Annotated in this window: 18 protein-coding genes and 2 pseudogenes; 6 read left to right on the top strand and 14 right to left on the bottom strand. The window is 36.0% G+C overall.

Annotation, left to right across the window (positions count from 1 at the left end; genetic code table 11):
* Positions 1 to 93 precede the first annotated feature (93 nt).
* From ACQKIH_RS03670 to ACQKIH_RS03660, 3 genes are all read right to left on the bottom strand, one after another.
* Entirely contained in the window at positions 94 to 1,458 is a 1,365-nt protein-coding gene (locus tag ACQKIH_RS03670; RefSeq protein ID WP_427763515.1) for an MFS transporter, read from the bottom strand.
* Positions 1,459 to 1,620: 162 nt separating this feature from the next.
* Positions 1,621 to 2,724, bottom strand: coding sequence for a 5-methyltetrahydropteroyltriglutamate--homocysteine S-methyltransferase (locus ACQKIH_RS03665; RefSeq protein WP_427763514.1), 1,104 nt, complete (start codon positions 2,722 to 2,724; stop codon positions 1,621 to 1,623).
* 104 nt (positions 2,725 to 2,828) lie between these two features.
* Positions 2,829 to 3,740, bottom strand: coding sequence for a LysR family transcriptional regulator (locus tag ACQKIH_RS03660; protein WP_427763512.1), 912 nt, complete (start codon positions 3,738 to 3,740; stop codon positions 2,829 to 2,831).
* A 337-nt stretch (positions 3,741 to 4,077) separates the two neighbouring features.
* Here ACQKIH_RS03660 and ACQKIH_RS03655 point away from each other — a divergent pair, with 337 nt between their 5' ends.
* Positions 4,078 to 4,935, top strand: a complete 858-nt coding sequence (locus ACQKIH_RS03655; RefSeq protein WP_427763510.1) for an FtsW/RodA/SpoVE family cell cycle protein — start codon at positions 4,078 to 4,080, stop codon at positions 4,933 to 4,935.
* Between the two features lie 220 nt (positions 4,936 to 5,155).
* Here the strand turns inward: ACQKIH_RS03655 and ACQKIH_RS03650 are convergent, their stop codons facing one another.
* A complete protein-coding gene (locus ACQKIH_RS03650) occupies positions 5,156 to 5,929 on the bottom strand; it encodes an alpha/beta fold hydrolase (RefSeq protein WP_057987545.1) in 774 nt (257 codons plus the stop codon).
* A 266-nt stretch (positions 5,930 to 6,195) separates the two neighbouring features.
* Between ACQKIH_RS03650 and ACQKIH_RS03645 the strand changes: the two genes are divergently transcribed.
* Positions 6,196 to 6,435, top strand: a complete 240-nt coding sequence (locus ACQKIH_RS03645) for a hypothetical protein (protein WP_427763508.1) — start codon at positions 6,196 to 6,198, stop codon at positions 6,433 to 6,435.
* A 139-nt stretch (positions 6,436 to 6,574) separates the two neighbouring features.
* Positions 6,575 to 7,075, top strand: a complete 501-nt coding sequence (locus ACQKIH_RS03640; protein ID WP_427763506.1) for a DNA-3-methyladenine glycosylase — start codon at positions 6,575 to 6,577, stop codon at positions 7,073 to 7,075.
* 130 nt (positions 7,076 to 7,205) lie between these two features.
* Here ACQKIH_RS03640 and yiaA read toward each other — a convergent pair whose 3' ends face one another.
* Positions 7,206 to 7,676: an inner membrane protein YiaA gene (gene yiaA, locus ACQKIH_RS03635; RefSeq protein ID WP_427763505.1), complete on the bottom strand. Its 471-nt coding sequence runs from the start codon at positions 7,674 to 7,676 to the stop codon at positions 7,206 to 7,208.
* Positions 7,677 to 8,153: 477 nt separating this feature from the next.
* Here yiaA and ACQKIH_RS03630 point away from each other — a divergent pair.
* Together ACQKIH_RS03630 and ACQKIH_RS03625 are read left to right on the top strand one after the other, a co-directional pair.
* Positions 8,154 to 8,719: pseudogene (locus tag ACQKIH_RS03630) on the top strand (GNAT family N-acetyltransferase).
* Positions 8,720 to 8,818: 99 nt separating this feature from the next.
* A pseudogene (locus ACQKIH_RS03625) lies at positions 8,819 to 8,962 on the top strand (DinB family protein); the annotation flags it as partial.
* A 459-nt stretch (positions 8,963 to 9,421) separates the two neighbouring features.
* Here the strand turns inward: ACQKIH_RS03625 and ACQKIH_RS03620 are convergent.
* Positions 9,422 to 9,865: a phage holin family protein gene (locus ACQKIH_RS03620; protein WP_427763503.1), complete on the bottom strand. Its 444-nt coding sequence runs from the start codon at positions 9,863 to 9,865 to the stop codon at positions 9,422 to 9,424.
* Between the two features lie 613 nt (positions 9,866 to 10,478).
* On the opposite strand from ACQKIH_RS03620, the gene ACQKIH_RS03615 reads away from it, so the two are divergent.
* Positions 10,479 to 11,009, top strand: coding sequence for a DinB family protein (locus ACQKIH_RS03615; RefSeq protein WP_427763502.1), 531 nt, complete (start codon positions 10,479 to 10,481; stop codon positions 11,007 to 11,009).
* A gap of 125 nt (positions 11,010 to 11,134) precedes the next feature.
* On the opposite strand, the gene ACQKIH_RS03610 is transcribed toward ACQKIH_RS03615, so the two are convergent.
* The 8 genes from ACQKIH_RS03610 to ACQKIH_RS03575 all read right to left on the bottom strand — a co-directional run bounded on the left by ACQKIH_RS03610 (position 11,135) and on the right by ACQKIH_RS03575 (position 19,205).
* Positions 11,135 to 12,454, bottom strand: a complete 1,320-nt coding sequence (locus tag ACQKIH_RS03610) for an aldehyde dehydrogenase family protein (RefSeq protein ID WP_427763501.1) — start codon at positions 12,452 to 12,454, stop codon at positions 11,135 to 11,137.
* A gap of 152 nt (positions 12,455 to 12,606) precedes the next feature.
* Complete coding sequence (locus ACQKIH_RS03605; RefSeq protein ID WP_057987553.1) at positions 12,607 to 14,049, bottom strand: MFS transporter; 1,443 nt, start codon at positions 14,047 to 14,049, stop codon at positions 12,607 to 12,609.
* 180 nt (positions 14,050 to 14,229) lie between these two features.
* A complete protein-coding gene (locus ACQKIH_RS03600; RefSeq protein ID WP_427763499.1) occupies positions 14,230 to 15,399 on the bottom strand; it encodes an acyl-CoA dehydrogenase family protein in 1,170 nt (389 codons plus the stop codon).
* A gap of 22 nt (positions 15,400 to 15,421) precedes the next feature.
* Positions 15,422 to 16,618 (bottom strand): acyl-CoA dehydrogenase family protein, encoded by a 1,197-nt coding sequence (locus ACQKIH_RS03595; RefSeq protein WP_427763498.1) that lies wholly within the window; start codon positions 16,616 to 16,618, stop codon positions 15,422 to 15,424.
* Between the two features lie 24 nt (positions 16,619 to 16,642).
* Complete coding sequence (locus tag ACQKIH_RS03590) at positions 16,643 to 17,077, bottom strand: Zn-ribbon domain-containing OB-fold protein (protein WP_427763496.1); 435 nt, start codon at positions 17,075 to 17,077, stop codon at positions 16,643 to 16,645.
* Positions 17,078 to 17,089: 12 nt separating this feature from the next.
* A complete protein-coding gene (locus ACQKIH_RS03585; protein WP_427763495.1) occupies positions 17,090 to 18,253 on the bottom strand; it encodes a thiolase C-terminal domain-containing protein in 1,164 nt (387 codons plus the stop codon).
* Between the two features lie 34 nt (positions 18,254 to 18,287).
* Positions 18,288 to 18,701, bottom strand: a complete 414-nt coding sequence (locus ACQKIH_RS03580; protein WP_057987561.1) for a MaoC/PaaZ C-terminal domain-containing protein — start codon at positions 18,699 to 18,701, stop codon at positions 18,288 to 18,290.
* Positions 18,702 to 18,755: 54 nt separating this feature from the next.
* Positions 18,756 to 19,205: a MaoC family dehydratase N-terminal domain-containing protein gene (locus tag ACQKIH_RS03575; protein WP_057987562.1), complete on the bottom strand. Its 450-nt coding sequence runs from the start codon at positions 19,203 to 19,205 to the stop codon at positions 18,756 to 18,758.
* Between the last annotated feature and the right edge of the window lie 2 nt (positions 19,206 to 19,207).

Here is a 19,207-nt window from a genome sequence, read left to right as displayed (position 1 = left end):
TAAAAAAACAGGACGCTATCCAATCAACGTTCCTGTTTTTTATGTGATTTTGCCAAAATGAAAGGAAATCTTTTATTATTTGACTAACAAAGTTTATAAACTATTCGCAGGAGCTTTTACATTTGTGACTTTATTAGATATTGTGCTCTTTTCTACCGTGTAGTCTGCACGTTCTTCACGAATAAAACTCATAGCGATTGCACCAAAAATCGCCGCAATACCAATTGCCATAAAGTTAATCTGTGGTTGTAAATTAAATGTTAACAAAATCCCCATATACGTTGGGGCAACAATGGAACCAATACGTCCAAAAGCCATTGTACTACCGAGTGCAGCCGCGCGTACATCGACTGAATAATATTCCGCTACATAGGCATTCGACATATTTTGTAAGCCAAGTGAAGCAGCACCAATAATAATAATTAACCCATAAGCAACATAAATATTTTTCGAAAAACCAATCAGTGTCAGTGATACCGCTCCAACTAAATAAAGTGGGATAAGGACACGTTTGAAACCAAAATATTTAATGAAATTGCCGAATACCATTGTGCCAGCAATTGAACCGAATTGTAGCGCTACAATAAACATCAAACTCGATTTTAAGTTATAGCCTGCATTCATCATTAATGTTGGAAGCCATGTATTTAAAGAATACATTAAGATAAATGTACAGAAGCATGATAACCAAAACATCGTCGTACTTAAAGCTAGTTTATTTTTGAACAGATCGCGTACTGGCGACTTTTGACTTGCTAGCTGCTCAGCAAATGTAAATTGAACACCTTTCGGAAGCGTCGGCTCTATTTTTCGAAGGACAGCAGCTAGCGCTTTCGTATCCTTTTGTTGAACTAAAGAATTAAGGGATTCTGGAATGATACGCACGATAAATGGCAAGATAAGCAGTGGTAACCCGGCAATCCAATAAACAGGTTGCCACCCGAATTTTTCTAGAAATACTTGTCCACTAAATGAGGCAAGCATCGCACCTACAGAGTACCCGCAAAAAATGAATGAAATAATAGCCGCACGATGTTTTGTCGGGGCATATTCTGAAATTAAAGCAGCAACATTCGGCATAACTCCCCCAAATCCTAATCCTGCAATGACACGACAAATGATAAATAAGAGAGGCGTTGTTGCAAATCCAGATAATAATGTAAATAAACTAAAAAGGAAGGTTGTAAAAATAATAATATTTTTTCTTCCAAAACGATCTGCATACAAACCGAATAAGACCGCACCAATTGCCGTTCCCATCGTTGTATAACTACTAATTGATCCCGCTACGATATTAGAGAATCCCCATTCTTCTTTTAACAAAGGAATGGTCGCCCCATAAATAACAACATCATAGCCGTCGAACATCATAATAAAAAACAAACAAATGATTAAAATATAATGAAAGCCTTTTAATTTACTGTGATTAACTATTTCAATAGGGTTGACTGTATTCATGATATCCTCCAATATGTATATTGTATTTATGAGCGTGGCTATCATCTTTAGCAAGAGAATCAAAATTTCCATTTAAAGATAATAGCCTTTCCTCTAAAAAGTAGACGAACTAGTTATTTGTCTATTTTTCTTGCAAACCATTCCATCTTTGCAGAGAATACCTTATTGCCAGATTTCGTCTGCAATTTCTTTAACAAAGCGAAGTTTCTCCCATTGTTGTTCTTCTGTTAAAATATTACCTTCTTCTGTCGATGAGAAGCCGCATTGTGGACTTAAACAAAGCTGTTCAAGTGGTACATATGTTGCCGCTTCTGCAATACGCGCTTTAATATATTCCTTCTCTTCTAATTCACCTGACTTAGAAGTGATTAAACCTAATACAATTTTTAAATCTTTACGGTTAACGTATTTTAATGATTCGAAACTTCCTGAACGCTCGTCGTCAAACTCTAGGAATAAACCATCTACATGTAAACCTCCAAAAATGACTTCAGAAGCATAATCATAGCCACCACTTGAGAAATAATTCGATTTATAGTTACCTCGGCAAATATGCATTGTTACGATTAAATCTTCTGGTTTATGAGCAATGGATTCATTAATCATACGTTGTAATACTTTTAATTCTTCCGCTGGTTCTAAACCTCGCTCACGCAGCTTGTTATGTCCCTCTTCTGAAAAGAAATCTGCCCAAGCCGTATCGTCTAATTGTAAATAGCGGCATCCTGCATCATAAAATGCTTGGATCGCTTTTTGATAAGCTAAAATCGTATCTTGCTGGAATTTCTCTCGGTCTTCGTATTTTTCGAATTCGATATCCGCGCGACATAAAAGCATGTTCGGACTTGGAATCGTTTGTTTTGCTACTGCGTCTCCAGCATGTTCTTTTAAAAATTTAAAATGCTCTACAAATGAATGTGTTGAAAAATCAATACTGCCAACAACACGAATACCGCCTTTACGTGTCTCCATTTTGTGGAATTTCAAACCCGTTTCTTTCGCGTATAATTCAACGCCATCAAGCTCGCCTAAAAAATCAAAATGCCACCAGCTTCTACGGAATTCGCCATCTGTAACGCCTAATATCCCATTTTCTTTTTGCTTTTCAATAATGCGGATAATCTCATCATTTTCTACATTCGTTAATTCGTCATATGTGATTGCACCCGATTTATATTGTTCACGTGCTTGTAATAAATTTATAGGACGTAATAAGCTCCCTACATGATCATGTCGAAATGGTGAAGTGATGTTTTTTACTGTCATAGTGTGTATCCCCTTTAATTTGTAATGTAAGGAGATTGTAGCATGATTAAATTGCTAGTAGATAACACATAAAATGTATCACTAGCTATAGTTTAAAACTATGGCTAAACCAATTCTTCAGCAATTGTTTCTTTTAAATATTCAATATAAATATTCGCCAAAGGGCTATTTTTCACATTTTTATGTGTAATATACCCTACTGTAATCCGTTCATCCACATGCAAAGGAACCGAAACGATATCTTTACTATTTAGTTTATGACTAATCACACCCGTAGAAATTGTATAACCATTCAATCCAATTAATAAATTAAAAAGCGTAGCCCGGTCACTCACGCGAATATTTTTAGGCCTAGAAATCGTACTTAAAATTTCCTCAGAAAAATAAAAAGAATTATAGTCCCCTTGTTCGAAGGAAAGATACGGAAAAGGGATCAAATCTGTTAATGTCACGAAATCTTGCTTTGCGAGTGGATTTTGTGAGCTAATAAATACGTGTGGCTTTGCTTCAAACAGCTCATGAAAAATGAGATTATCTTCTCTAAGAAATTTATGAATTACTTTTTTATTGAAATCATTCACATATAAAATACCAATTTCACTATGTAGATTTTTCACATCTTCAATAATTTCATAAGTTTTTGTTTCTCTTAACGTAAATTCGTATTCATCTCGATCGTAATCTTTTAGCAGGCGTACAAATGCACTTACCGCAAACGCATAATGCTGGGCGGATACGGAGAAATGTTGTTGCGATGATTGCGTAGTTGAATACCGATTTTCTAAAAGAGCGGCTTGTTCAACTACTTGACGAGCATAACCTAAAAACTCCGCTCCTTCAGGTGTCATGATAATTCCTTTGTTCGTTCTCAAGAAAATCACAATACCCACTTCATTTTCTAACTCCTTTAGCGCATTCGAAAGGCTTGGCTGGCTAATAAATAAATTTTGAGCCGCTTTACTAATTGAACGACTTCTCGCAACCTCGATTACATATTTTAACTGTTGTAATGTCATTATTTTCCCTCTTTCCGTTATGTGCAGGAAGAACCCTTGGCTTTGCTTTGCTTTTTTACCAAGAAAGTAAACGCATAATTATTAAACATAGCAGTACTATGTATTACCATTCTAGCATTGCTCTATAACTCATCCCCAACATTAGGCGATTATGCTAGAATAAGAACATCCATTTCATGTAAGTATATAGGTGGTTATATATGTTGGTAACTTATGAAGCAATGAATATACTATTAATAATAACTTCCTTTTCGCCTCATAACAAACATAGATACAGAACATTTCCTATGCTAAAATATTTATTTGTAATTGATCAATACTTCTTAAGGAGAATGTAATGCAAAAAATTCACTATTTATCATTCATCACTTTTCCAGCTATTTTACTAGGTGCAATCATTATGTACATAAACGATATACCAAAAAGTATTTGGTTACAAAATATTATTGTTACAATACTTTTCATCTTACTATCCTTCCTCATGTTTAAGAAGAAAAAAATCAATCCGAACACAAAAGGAAAACTCTATTTGCCGGTTGTTACAATTATGATTTTATTGTTATTGACCTTCCTTGACTCTGGGGTAGAGGGCGTTCATAGATGGCTTACATTAGGACCCATTAGTATTAATATATCGAATGTTTTTTTGCCTTTACTTCTTATACTACTTAGTACATTATTATCGAAAAATCAATGGTGGAAATCCTATCTAATTGTTCTCACTACATCCTTTTTATTAGTTTTACAACCTGATGCATCAACTGTTACAGCATTTGTAATTTCAACTTTAGTTTTATTCGTATGTAACATAAATCGATATAGCATTCGCTTTACTCTATTGCTTATTCCATTAACCTTTGTTATTATTTCTTGGATTTTTATAGATAGTTTAGCACCTGTTCCATATGTAGAAGATATCTTGTTTATGGCAAAAGATTTAGGATTCCTATGGTTTATCATTGCTTTAACTTCACTATTCATCCTTATCATACCGTTCTTGTTTTTCCCGCCTAAAAAGCAAAAAATCACATCCATTAGTCTAGGTATATACTTTCTTACACTATTAATTACAACATTTTTTGGACACTTTCCCGTTATTTTAATGGGCTACGGCATTTCCCCGATTATTGGGTACTTTATAAGTATCAATTGGCTCATTCAAAGTAAGCAAGAAGAGCATTCTAAGGTACTATAAATTACGTGATTTTACGTAAGTAGAATCCATCCTATCAGCACATAAATCATTTGCATATGCTGAAATCCCAAATTCAGCATACGCGCTATATCCAAATAAACTTTTTGAAACAATAAAAACAGTAAGAACTGCTTTTGAATTAGCAACTCTTACTGTTTGTTATTCGTTATTTACCACAGAAAGGATATTTCCTTTGAAACCTATGAAATGAATTTACTTGTTATTTCAATACATTACATAAAAATTGTAACGACACTTCATTAAATTTCACCGTTTGATCTACATTACATACATGACCACTGTCTTTTAAAATGACTAGTTTACTTGATGGTTGCTCTTTCACTAATCGCTTCACTGGCTCTAAAAATACATAATCTTCGTCTCCCATTATATAAAGCGCCGGAATGTTTGTATCCTTTTCATTAATTTTCACTAAATATTTTGCGATACCAGCTGTTAATGTTAACCAACGTAAAAATTCTCTATTCTTAATTTTCTTTGCTTCTTGTATAAATAAATGGCGAGAAGACTCATGCGCTTTTTTCGGCATTAATATCCACGCAAATATTTTATATAACCACAGAAATGGAATCATTTTTTTAAATATATTGGCTATACCAAGTAAAAAATGCAGTCGAGGTGTAATTCGTATTACAGCACCTGCGAGCAACATTGTGTGGAATCGTTCTGGGTTCGTTTCAGCTAATTGACGAATTAACATCGTCCCTAGTGAAATCCCTACAAAGTGAGCCTTTTCAATCTTTAATGAATCGAGCACTTCTAGAATATCTTGACTAACTAAATCAAGTGTATATTTGGTCGGACTGTTTGTAATCACACAATCACCATGACCGCGGAGATCGACTACCAACACATTAAAATGCTTACGATATGCTCGAATTTGCTTGTACCAAATTGTTGAGCTCCCACCAGCCCCATGCACTAAAACGACCCACTCTTTGTGTTGTTGACTATATATTTTATAATGTAACAAGTACTTCTCATCCTTTAATATTTTAACGTATATGATTAATACGAAAAGCAGCACGTTATGGTTTCATATTTTCGTATATTTCCAAGGTTTTTGATGTTTTTTTGCTAGACAAATTAGACACTTTAACAAATAGCAGTATTTATGTGTTCCTATAAAATGTTCAATTTCTCTTATTACATTTCCCATTTTTCCCAACTCACTCTTTACTGTGTTACAATTAAAAAAGATTGAATTTTCAGTCAATATAAGCACAGGGGGAATATGATTTGAATATCGAAATTTCTTATCAAGGAGTAGTTGAACTTAACATAATTCATTGGGATGCTACTAACCTAGGTGAAACGATAATAGAAGTGAGAGAATCCCAAAAAATTTATACAAATGATATCGTTGAAATACAACAAGTTGTAGATTTCGGGCGAGTTACAGAAAGGTCTCATAGAATACTTATTATTTTTAAAATAACAAGGGATTTAGATAATCTTGGGGAAAAAATAATATTATAAGGCGTTTTCAACAATCTAAGGGCATGTGAGTAAAATTACACAAGTCTTTTTGTATTTCCACAATTCCACATACCTATATTTGTACATGTGTTTCAACTTATGAAATGTTCGAAAGTTCAATTATATAAGGGGGAAATTTTTGAAACTAAAAACAATGATGTTTATTTTCTTGAGTACACTTTTTTTGACTGTAGGTTGCTCTACAAATGAAACAGTTGAAAGTAAGTTAATTTTACCTGAAAATCTACCAAACTTTGTTGAAGTAAGTGATTTGGAGAAAATTGATTGGGATAAAAAAGCTGTGACTTTTAATAATGATATTTTGGGTAATGAGAATAAATCAGGTGTTATTGGTGCTGATATGCCAAGTATAAATATCAATCAAAAGTGGATGTGGCACCTTTGGGGAATTGAGAAGCCCGAGAAAACGAAACTAACAGTCATAGGTCTTCACAGAGAAACTGGAACTGTCCATCCAATTTTAACTGCGGGGTGGACGATAGGTCTCTCAGGAGCGAATAATGGAGCAGATGCACACGGTGCTTCAGCTGTAAACATTCCAGAAGCAGGCGAATGGGCAATTTCACTGTATACAGATGGAAAATTATTTGATCATTTAGTTTATGTAATTAAAGAATAACGTGAATACTTATTTCTTCTAACCGTCACTTTTATTTTATAAGATCCGGTTCCTCGAAAGAAATTGAAAATAGACGCCTCTGTCAATCAAGGCGTCTTGATGAAAAATACTCCGTTAAAATTGCACAAATTCAATCTCTTTCTTTAGCCCTCTGTGTATCCCTTATATTCTTTTGAACCGTTATTGCAGCAAATAAACTAAGCACAAAAGCCATACCATAAAATCCTTTTTCGCTTAAAACAATACTTCCCGCATTGTATAAACCAATCGCCATTAGTGCAATCGATACAATAACTGCGCCCCAGCTAATTCCATAATAAATAGGAGTTACCGGTATTCCCTCCTCTTTATCCCTTACAGCCTTTTGTAAAGAGATCGACGCATAAAGTCCAAGTACTAATATTGCAAAGTAATATCCTTTTTCGTTTAATTGCATATTTGCATTAAACAAGCCAATAAAATAAGCCGTAACACCAATTAATAACGCTACCCAAGAAGCCCCTTTGAAAGCTGAAGTCGGTTCTCCTTCTCTCCTCGCTTCTTTCATTTTCACTTCATTTCTTTTTCCTTTATCTAATAAATCTTCATTATCAATGGACATTCAATGTTTCCTCCCTTTTTCAATAAAAATGGAACATTAGAGAAACTGTAGTTCTCCTTCCTACATTTATTATATAGAAATTCATTACAAATAATATGTGAATTTATTATTATTTTCCAGTTCCCTTTTCTAAACTCACGACTTGCTAACCTGTCATTAAGTTGAAAAAGAATAAGCGACCTTCGTTATTGAAGTATTTGCTCATTAGCATTAAGTGCATAACTTTACCATTCTTAGTTTTTGTGTTAAATAAATCATTTCATTTCTCATCAACAAATGCTAACTCTGAATTCTTTCCATTTATTAACCAATTCATTCTATGTTATGATTTTCATCAAAAGAAATACCCATTTAATCAATGGCTCTGTTATAAAATAATGTTGAAAATTGGTAACATTAAAAAAGTGATTATACTAAAAACGATTATTCATGTTGGAAGTTTGAATACCATCTTTGTACTTCTGAACACATTAATAGATTTGGCAAACGGATGAGCAAGGGTGGTTACGCTGCCGAGTGCTTGCTTTTCTAAATACATCCTATTATGACAATGTACTAAATCATAAAGGAGTCTATGAACATCCTTCTATTGAGTTAGTAGCTGAAATAGATGGAATCATTGTAGGTTTAATTGACGTTGAATATGAAGTAGAAGAAGGTTCGGTTTGTTCAAGAGGTAGCGGCTTAGGGGGTATGATTTGGCATATAGCGATTCATCCTTATTACGCGCGGCAAGGTATTGGCGAAGGTCTATTAAAAGTTGCTGAAAAACGAGCGATTGAACTAAATTTAAATCGCTTTGAAGCATGGACTCGTGATGATGATTGGGTGCAAAATTGGGATGAAAAAATGGAGTTCAACCAAGTCGAATCATATTATCACCTTTATCTTGAAGGAAATGAAATGAAGAATAGAATAGCAACAAATGTTCCAAATTTATTCCCGGTTTCATCATTCTCTCATTATGTTGGCAATGATATTGAACAATTCAATGATACTCCCGCAATTATCAGTGTATCTGTTATGAAAAGTATTTTAAATAATATAAAGTGGGATAAGATGAATATATTTTGTAAGAGTGCATTACATCAAATTAATTTCGCTGTAATTTGAATTATACAGAAATCGAATTTCAAGTGAACATTACTTCATATCGAGGTGTTACATACTCCCGATATGAATGATTATTAGAGATTTTAGCTCACGTTTATCATCACAGGGGGCAATTACACGCTATGCTTGTTCATTGTTGTGAGATTGATCAAAGAGTTCCATTACCTGAATAACGTCCTTACATCCATTAAAACTGTAATACCTTTTATCGCAAAACATTTCAAACTATTCCAACAATATGATACACCCATTATTCATATGATTTAATCAGTTTTATTAGTGAGGTAAATTTAGGAATATAGAATGAGTAAAAAAACGTTACAGGACGTTCCCTATTCGCTGTTTTTTCTGAAAATTTTAATTTCGCGGTATACCGTTTTATTAAATATACCAAATTCATTAGCGAATATTCCCCTTATATATGATCGGAACCCACGCTGCATAGCAAAAGTGATGGTACGTTCAAATGCTTCTTAGTGTCCTCATAACGTTTTGTCCCAGTCAAGTTCAAACATGTGCCGATTCAGGTAGCTATAGTATTTCTTGATGTTGTCATACAAATACCGGCTTTATAGCATATACTATAATAGGAATCGATCATCTCGCTGGTTAGCTCGTAATCGTAATACCTATCAATGTTCCCCCTCATTTTTCGAATTATTTCCACTCCCCTTTGGTTTGTCCTCGTTTTCATTTTGTAATTGTGAGAATGTATTTTGCAAAATACGAGGGACCTTAATCCCTAATTGTCCTAGCTTCTCTATCATGCTAATCCCTTCCATACCGATTAAAAATAAAATCATAGCATTCCGCATGAAATCACCCGTGTCTGTGGCGTTGTCCAATTGTACCGCTGCAGCGACCATTAATAGCATTGCTGCCTTTTTCAAAAATCCTTTAAAAGCTTTACGTGAATCTGCATCTTGAATGAACCAAGTAACCATATAGCCCAATATAAAATCTATCGCCATGATAATACCGAGTGCTCTTATCAAATCATCCACGCCACCAATGAAATAAGCAAGCCACGTTGAAATACCATCAATAAACGACATCCACAATATGTTTACATCCATACCAACGTCCACCTTTCTTTTATAATAAAAGCCCTCCACAGATTATTTGTAGAAGGCGTAAATATTGCAAGAAAATTTAGTAAATATAATAGTCTGGTAATGTAGGGTGATGGTTGCTATTCAATAAATTCAATTCGTTTCTAAAAGGTTTTCTTTCACTACAAATCATCTAAAAGTATGCTTTCAAACACTTCTAATCAACATACAAAGGTGCTAAAGTCATATCCGAAATATAATTTATTATATGCTTGTCTATACTCTTTCATATGTTAATAAATTATCTATATCCACTTATCAGTACATAAGTCCTTTCAAATTCTTTTTATTCACCCCTTCCATTAAACCTAATTTAATTGTTTAAGTTCGACAAAAAGGGATTAATCCCTTTTTTATATGTAATTTTTAAAAATTTTATAGTTTAAATTCCATTCGGTACTAAAAAAAAAATATTCAAAACCTTTCACCAAGTCGAATCATATTATCATCTTTATCTTGAAGGAAATGAAGAATCGAATACTAACGAATGTTTCAAATTTATTCCCAGTTTCATCATTCTCTCACTATGTTGGCAATGATATTGAACAATTTCATGATACTACCCGTAATCATCAGTGTGTTTGTTACGAAAAGTATTTTAAATAATATAAAGCGGGATAAGATGAATATATATTGTAAGAGTGCATTACATCAAATTAGTTTCGCTGTAATGACAATTGTTGAAATGATAGAAAAATTAGCAGAACATGACTTTCAAAAAAGACCATCAGTAGGTAAACACTCCCTCGGTGAGCTATTAGAACATATTGCTATAATTTGTGAAGCTGATTTACTCATCTCGGACAGAGCAACACAAGTTGAAATGAACAAATTTTATTCGTCTCTTTCACATAAAAAACCGAATGAGATGAAAGATACATTGCTAAAAAATTACCTATCTCTAGAAGATAAATATTTGAATTATACTGAAGTCGACCTTCGAGAGAGAATTATTTCTTATTGGGGAGTTACATACTCACGATATGAATGGTTATTAGAGATTTTAGCTCAAGTTTATCATCACAGAGGACAATTACACACTATGCTTGTTCATTGTTATGTAATAGATTCGAATAATGATGCACTATATAATTGTATTTTTTTATGAGGTTGATTGGTATTTAATAAGTCCTTTTGCTCAATTACATTATTTTATTAAGTTTTATTTCATTACAGTATATGGATAAAATAAAACGGTACTTGCTCTTTTATAAAGAGCAGGTACCGTTTTAATTAATTCACTTTATAAATCGCACGGTTATGAGAAAATGTTTTAAACCCATGAATACCATGGAAGCTACCAATTCCAGAATTATTTACACCACCAAACGGCAATGGTAAGTGAACATTATGCATGAAAATACCATTAATTGTGACACCACCGGAGGAAGTCGATGCCAAAATTTGTTGTTGGAAATCCTCTTGATCACTAAACATATATAACGCGAGTGGCTTCGGATTCGATTGGATATAATGTAATACGTCATTGATATCCGTATATGTGTGCACAAATGTTAAAGGACCAAAAATCTCTTCCTCTGCGATAAGCATTTCTCTCGTCACACCGCCAAGTAAAGTGGGCTCAATTAAGCGGTATTCATCATCAAATGTGCCACCACTTAAAATGACTGCCCCCTTTGCTAGCGCATCTTCATATAAGTTTTTAATGCGTTTATAATGTTGCTCATTTACGATTTGTGTACGCTCTTCCAAGCGGATTTCCCCTTCATTATAAAGCATGTTTACTGTCATTTGACAATAAGTTTCGGCAAGTGTAGCAACATCATCCTCATGCACAAAAATATAATCTGGGGAAATACAAAACTGACCACCCATTAACACTTTACCGAAAACTAAATTTTGTGCTGCCTTAACTAAATCATACCCTTTTTCTATAATGGCTGGAGATTTCCCTCCTAATTCAAGCGTTACTGCCGCTAAATGGTTGGCAGCTTCACGCATGACAATTTTTCCAACACGTGGACTACCCGTAAAGAAAAAGTGATCAAAAGGTAACTTTAATAACTGTTCTGATACATCGGCTTCCCCTTGTACAAGCGCAACCTCCTGCTCATCAAAGACGGATTCAATCACTTCTTGTAATACTTTATTATAGTTCGGATTAAATTCACTTGGTTTGATGACAACACAATTGCCAGCAGCTAGTGCTTCTGCAAGTGGATGAATTGTGACAGACATCGGTGAATTCCAAGTACCAAAAATACAAACACGACCACGCGCTTCATATAAAATATATGCTTCGCCATCTTGTGGGTTTTCAACAGGCTCTGGTTTCATCCATTGTGCTACATTTTCAATTGCATAATCGATTGCATGAATAACGGAGTAAATTTGATTTTGAACGGTAGAAGCAGGTATCATAAAATCTTGATTTGCAGCATTTGCAAAGCACTCCATACGATTTAAAACAGCTTCCTTTAAACGTGTTAATTTATCCGCGCGCTGTTTCGCGGTAGACTTACGTGCTATCCATTGATACTTCGATTGCTTCTCAAAAATTTCATGTAACTTTTCGGCCATTACTGGAACCATATCATTTCCTCCTCCAAGTAAAGATCAATTACACCTCGGCTAACTCTTGCCCAGATTTTTTCGAGCTCGCCAATTAGAGAGGTCAACCTGCCCCCTTTAATTCAGCCGGGTGTTGAACCCCGACTGAATAATGCTGGAACAAGTATATCGAACTAAGCTAGCTCTCCTCCTAAATTCTGTTGTTTTAACGCCTCTGCTTCTGATTCAGCGCGTAGATCACGACGTTGTAATACAGCAATAAAGACTACTAATGCAAATAACACGACACCGAAACATGTAAATAATATATAGCTAAACCCTGCACTTAAATCGGCATTGCGTAAAAATAGACCTAACAGTGATGTTGCAAACAGTGAACCAATTGCAACAAATAACTGAATAACACCCATTGCAATACTAATATCTTTATTCGGCAAGTTCATTTGAATGCCTGTATGGAAAATCGATACTAAAACGCCACTTGATGTACCCCAAACTAAACAAATTGTCGTTATCGCCAATGTTGTAATCGTTGTCGTAAAGAATGTTAACGCAAAGATTGATCCTGCAAAGATGATCATTGCAATAATGGCAACTAACCGGAAGTCTCTTAATTTAGCTACTACAAAGCCACTCACAGCAGCAAAAATAAATGATGTAATCCCACGATAAGTTAAAAATAAGCCTGTTTCAGTCGGTGTGAACCCATACATGTTTTGTAAGAACATCGGTAAAAAGTAAAGTAAACCCGTTACAGCAAACATCATCGACATTACCGATAATAAACAAATAATAAAGACGCGATATTTGAATAAGTGTAACGGGATAATTGGATCGATACTTTTCTTTTGACTCTTGATAAAGATAAAGATTATTGCTACTAAAGCGACAACTAACGCAAGCATTGTTACGGATTGCCACGGTACTTTTGTTCCACCGAATGTTGTAATACCGATGAAAATTAAAATGGCTGTACTTAAAATCGTTATGCCTCTAAAGTCTAAACTTGAATTGTTGGCTTTTGGAATTTCTGGCATGAATTTAATGACGAAAAATAATCCAAGTAATCCAACTGGTAGAATTGAATAGAATACCCAATGCCATGACATGTATTGCACGAAAATACCGCCAACAGTTGGAGCAATAATGGCAGTTATAGCACTTAACGCACCATAAAACCCTAAAAACTTCGCCCTGTTTTCAATATCAAAAATATCACTAATAACAATGAGGCCTACGACAGCTGTTGCTGCGCCTCCTAAACCTTGTATACCGCGGAAGATCATTAAGTGATAAATGTTCGATACAAGCATTGGTGTCAGCAATTCTGAAACTAAAATAACTAAAATACCGATAATTAAAAGCTGACGACGCCCATAAATATTACTCAGCTTTCCGACAATGGGTGTAACAATTGCAGAAGCTGCTAAGTTAGCCGTAAACACAAGCGAATAAAATTCTACTCCACCAATATCTTCAATAATTTTTGGTAGTGCTACTGAAAACTCAGAAGAAACCATAAGGCCAAGTTCCATACATAAAAATATACCAACCATTAATAGTACTTTTTGCTTGTACGATAAAGATTCAACCGTTCGATTTGTTTTAAAAAACATTTCTATCACCCTCTAAATTAAATTTTGTCTTATCTACTTATGAAAACAAGTACACAAAAGAGATTTCCCCTGTAAGAAACGAAATACGTATTTTACAAGTGAGAAATCTCTCCAAAACATAGCGACAACTTAATTTATGAAATTTATCTAATAATGGCTGCTGATACAAACAAAACGTATTTACTGTGTGCTTAAAATGATTTCTTTCTCTATCAATTTTTCTGGTATTTCCCAGTTTAATGATTCAATTGCTTGCTCGTAATATTGTTCAATACTACCTAAATAATTTTCATAGAAACGAGCACGCTTGACGAATAAATGGCAATCAATTTCTTCCGTAAAACCAATACCACCATGAATTTGAATATTGTGAGCAGATAAACGAATAAAGGCTTGTGTGGCAAAAATACGTGCACTACAAATCGCTTCGATTCGGTCTTCTGCAGCAGTTTCAAGTGCCCAGTTCGCATAATAAGAAAGAGACCTGGCTGTTTCTAAATCCAGCTTCATATCAGCCAATCGATGCTTAATGGCTTGGAATCGTCCAATTGGGTTGCCAAATTGTTCACGAATTTTTGCATATTCACTTGCCATTTCAACAATATGTTCCATTGCACCTACCGCAACGGAAGATAATGCTGCATTGTAAGACAATAAACCTTCCTGTATAATCGACCAGCCATCACCAATCGGACCGATGATTTCGTTAACAGGTACTTCCACTTTATCAAATGTCACCTCTGTTAACTTACGTGTTTCATCAAAGCCTTTCTGATCGCGTAAAGTAATACCTGATGTGCTTTTATCTACAATCACAACTGTCACTTCATCATTTATTAGCACCGGTACAATTAAATATTGTGCTAACCCGACATCCGGTACCTGTGTTTTCACACCATTTATGACAACTGTTTCATTTTTTAGTGTGGCTTTCACTTGAATTCCTTGTTGCTTGTAGCTACGACCCGGCTCTAGCCAAGCAATGGTAAAACTTGCTTCACCACTTGCGATTTGCGGTAAATACATTGCCTTTTGCTCACTCGTACCGAATTGTTCAATGATTGGCACAGCAAATGCACTTGTTTCTAAATGGAGACCTGGCACTAATGCGCGACCCATCTCCTCCATAATCGGCACTAAATCGAGCTTCCCTAAACCCATACCGTCGTATTGCTCTGGAATATTCAATTGTGTACAACCTAACTCATGTAACTCTGAAAGCACTGTTTTTACCTGCTCGATTTTATTGTCAATATAATCGCGTGCTACCTTCGTTTGTTCCATGTCTGTTAAATATTTCCTTACGTACTCACGAAACATTTCTTGTTCTTGGCTTAATGAAAAATCCATTCGTATTCACCTTCTTCTTCTATTATCGTCCTACATCTTTAGGTAAGCCTAAAATACGTTCTCCAATGGTGTTCTTTTGAATTTCACTCGTACCACCGCCAATTGTTTGGCCAAATGAATACAAGTAATTTCTTTGCCAATAAGAATTGCCATAAACCGCGTCATCTTTCCACAATAAACCTTGCTGCCCTTGCAATGAAATCGCCTCTGAAAACAACTCTTTCGTCACTTCACTTACGAATAACTTATCCATCGAACCTTCAACGCCTGGGTGTCCGACTTTCAGTTGCTTCGTTAAATTTCGGTAATAGTTTAATAGTGAGCCGCGCGATTTAATATATAAATCGAGCATCCGTTTACGTACTTCGGCTTTTTGAATAAGTGGAATGTCATCTTCTTTCACCGTTTGTGCTAAACCGACTAATTCGCTAAATTGCTGTTCTAATGAAAATACTTGCGCACCGATTCCTGTACGTTCGTGCATAAGTAGCGAAATCGTTACGCGCCAGCCATCATCTACATGACCAATCACTTCGCTATCATAAGCAACCGCATCCGTTAAATACACTTCATTAAAATCATGCTCTCCGTCCATTTGAATAATCGGACGGACTTCTACTCCAGGTTGATTCATATCGAGTAGGAAACATGTAAGACCATGATGCTTCTTCTCACCTTTACTCGTACGTGCTACTAAAAAACAACGATCTCCAAAGTGCGCAAAACTCGTCCAAATTTTTTGACCGTTAATAATCCATTTATCTCCGTCTTTGACAGCCGTTGTTTGAACAGCTGCTAAGTCAGAACCCGCATTTGGTTCAGAATAACCTTGGCACCAAACTTCTTCACCAGATAAAATTTTCGGAATATACTTTTCCTGTTGCTCTGGTGTACCTGATTGTATTAATGTTGGCCCTACCATGTGTAAGCCAACATAGTTTACTAATGGTGGTGCCTTTACGCGTACCATTTCTTGATGGTAAATAATTTCTTCCATTAATGTCGCATTACGGCCACCATACTTTTCTGGCCAAGCAATCGCTGCCCATCGTCCGTCAGAAAGTTGCTTCTGCCAATCACGTAAAAATTGACCGTAAACGGCTTGCTCCTCTGGCATTTCAAAAGTACCCTCTACCCAACCTTCAGGTAAATTGGCTTCTAACCAAGAACGCAACTCCATTCGAAACTGTTCTTCTTGTGCTGTATATGAAAAATCCATTGCTACTACCCCCTTCAATATGAATTATGCAAGCTTCCATTGTGGTACTGCACGATCCTCCGTGACATCTTCCCATACCATCTTTACAGCTGTGCCGATTGTGACATTTTCTGCATTGCCATGTAGGATATTCCCCATAATTTTTACTTCTGGAAGGTCAGTCAACTCAATTACCGCAATGACTAACGGAATATCATTTTGAAATCCAGGTAAAAATGGTCGATAGGACACAACGTAAGAATATACCGTCCCTTGAATGTCACTTCCATGATTTTTCCAAATAACATCGACGCTTCCACAATTCGAGCAGCTTGGGCCAGGAGGATGATTATATGAATTGCATGTTTCGCACTTTTGTAAGGCCAATTCATGGCGATCCGCAGCATCCCAGTATGGCGTATTATCGATTGTCTTTAATGGAATTGGCTTGTCATATTTTACTTTTGTCTCTTCACTCATCTTCATATCCTCCTATTTGCTTAAAATCATCGCACCTGCAATATCTGGACCAGCCCAGCCTGTACAAATGCCAATTTCACAATTTTCTACTTGTCGGTTCGTGCCTGCATATTCATGACGTACTTGACGCACAATTTCGAGCACATTGTTCATGCCATGTGTATAGCCTTCCGATAACATGCCTCCCGCTGTGTTTGTAGGTAGTTTTCCATTTAGCCTCAAGTTCCCTGCTGCTACAAAATCGCCTACTTCGCCTTTTGGTGCTAAGCCATATGCCTCTAGTTGACGTAACACTACCCAACTAAAGCAATCATAAATCGACGCGACATCAATATCTTCTGGTGAAATACCAGCAGCCTTATAAAGCTCTGGTGCAACATAATCTGATGCAACCTCGTCTAAGTTCTTCCAGTAGTGTGCATGAGATACGGATTGGCGAGCTGCCATTCCCATAATCTTAACGGGTGTAGACTTACAATCTTTTGCACGTTCCGTAGATGTAACAATAATTGCATTCGCTTCATCTGACTCTAAACAAAAGTCATGTTTCGTAAACGGTGAGCTTAAATGAGCTGTTTGCATGTAATCTTCCAATGTTAAAGGCTTGCCATAGAAAAACGCATTTGGGTTGCGCTGTGCATGTTCATAAAAGCTCGTACAAACATGGCCTAAATGCTCCTGTGTTAAACCGTTTAAGTGCATATGACGTGTCGCAAATAATCCGAACCATTGTCCTGGACTTCCTGCGCCGTATGGAATGAGGAAGCTGCCGCCATCAAAAGCATTTTGTAATAAATCAGTACTCCAACCGCCACCGCCCATACGCATGCCTGAGCGTCCGTTCATCGCGCGGTAAATTAACACCGTTTTTGCTTGTCCTGTTTCGATTAAACCAATTGCATCTGCAATTAATAATTCTGTACTACTGCCTCCACCAAGGATTTCTTTCACTACACCAGGGCGTACCCCTAAATACGTAGCTACTTGATGTGGTGTGCACGAATCATTCTCTGAATAACTCATAAAGCCGTCGATGTCTTTTGCTTCTAGACCCGCATCGGCAATCGCTGCACGCGCTGCATCTAATGCTAAATGTAATGGCGTCACCCCAGAATTTTTAGAACGTTTACTTTCACCTACGCCGACTATGGCATATTTATTTCGAATATTATTCATCATCCATCCACTCCTTCTATTTCAGTTAATTCAGTTAAAATTGTAAAATTGCTTCGCCTGAGCCGACGATTTGTTGTGGGCCTTTTTCAGCGAATAATTCTAAAACAGCGATTTGTTTGCCATCTTCTTCATAAATCTTTTTCACAACACCTTGGCAAGTAATGATATCGTTTGGCACTGTCATGGCACCAAAACGCATTTTAAAATCCTTTACAATCGCCACATCACCAGCTAGTTTGTTTACGTACTCCCCAAGGAATCCCATTACGAGCATGCCGTGTGCAATAACACCAGGTAAACCAATTTTTTGTGCGAATGCATCGTCTGTATGTAACGGATTAAAATCACCTGATGCTCCTGCATATTTTACAAGCTGTACTTTTGTTACCTGCTCTTTTGTATGTGCTGGTAGCTGTTGCCCCTCTACTAACTGATCAAGTTGAACCATTCAGCATTCCCCTTTCTTTTTCGGGCTAAGTTTAGAAACTCAGCCCACAAAAAATCATTTCGCTACTAGCGGTCGATAAATAATATTAGTACGGCTCGTTACGACATGATTTCCTGCCGCGTCCGCTATTTCTGTGTCGAGCACTAAAAATTCCATCGGGCCATTTTTTCCTTCACGTTCGTATACATCCGTCACCTTTAGTTGACAGTGCAATACATCCCCTGGTCGAATAGCACGCGTATATATAAATTGTTGCTCTCCGTGAAGCATACGGCGGTAATCCAAGCCTAAATCAAACTGTTCCTCATTATCATCCGGACTAATCGCAACCGGAAATGTTGGTGGTGCAATAATCCCACCATGTACAGTCGTTTTGGCATATTGTTCATCTGTATATAAAGGGTTGGTATCACCAATTGCCTGGGCAAATTGACGAATATGACGCTGGTCTACTTGAAAAATAAAGAGATTGCTCGTTTTTCCAACTAAATGTGTTAATTCCATGA

Source organism: Solibacillus cecembensis (assembly GCF_050272495.1).
Taxonomy (GTDB): domain Bacteria; phylum Bacillota; class Bacilli; order Bacillales_A; family Planococcaceae; genus Solibacillus; species Solibacillus cecembensis.
This window is presented reverse-complemented; position numbering and strand designations above follow the sequence as displayed.

Coding starts and splice junctions, on each gene's coding strand:
- ACQKIH_RS03575 (WP_057987562.1), bottom strand. CDS start 19,205: ATGGAATTAACACATTTAGTTGGAAAAACGAGCAATCTCTTTATTTTT.
- ACQKIH_RS03590 (WP_427763496.1), bottom strand. CDS start 17,077: ATGAGTGAAGAGACAAAAGTAAAATATGACAAGCCAATTCCATTAAAG.
- ACQKIH_RS03585 (WP_427763495.1), bottom strand. CDS start 18,253: ATGAATAATATTCGAAATAAATATGCCATAGTCGGCGTAGGTGAAAGT.
- ACQKIH_RS03655 (WP_427763510.1), top strand. CDS start 4,078: ATGCAAAAAATTCACTATTTATCATTCATCACTTTTCCAGCTATTTTA.
- ACQKIH_RS03600 (WP_427763499.1), bottom strand. CDS start 15,399: ATGGATTTTTCATTAAGCCAAGAACAAGAAATGTTTCGTGAGTACGTA.
- ACQKIH_RS03580 (WP_057987561.1), bottom strand. CDS start 18,701: ATGGTTCAACTTGATCAGTTAGTAGAGGGGCAACAGCTACCAGCACAT.
- ACQKIH_RS03605 (WP_057987553.1), bottom strand. CDS start 14,049: ATGTTTTTTAAAACAAATCGAACGGTTGAATCTTTATCGTACAAGCAA.
- ACQKIH_RS03620 (WP_427763503.1), bottom strand. CDS start 9,865: ATGGATGTAAACATATTGTGGATGTCGTTTATTGATGGTATTTCAACG.
- ACQKIH_RS03670 (WP_427763515.1), bottom strand. CDS start 1,458: ATGAATACAGTCAACCCTATTGAAATAGTTAATCACAGTAAATTAAAA.
- ACQKIH_RS03665 (WP_427763514.1), bottom strand. CDS start 2,724: ATGACAGTAAAAAACATCACTTCACCATTTCGACATGATCATGTAGGG.
- yiaA (WP_427763505.1), bottom strand. CDS start 7,676: ATGTCCATTGATAATGAAGATTTATTAGATAAAGGAAAAAGAAATGAA.
- ACQKIH_RS03660 (WP_427763512.1), bottom strand. CDS start 3,740: ATGACATTACAACAGTTAAAATATGTAATCGAGGTTGCGAGAAGTCGT.
- ACQKIH_RS03610 (WP_427763501.1), bottom strand. CDS start 12,454: ATGGTTCCAGTAATGGCCGAAAAGTTACATGAAATTTTTGAGAAGCAA.
- ACQKIH_RS03595 (WP_427763498.1), bottom strand. CDS start 16,618: ATGGATTTTTCATATACAGCACAAGAAGAACAGTTTCGAATGGAGTTG.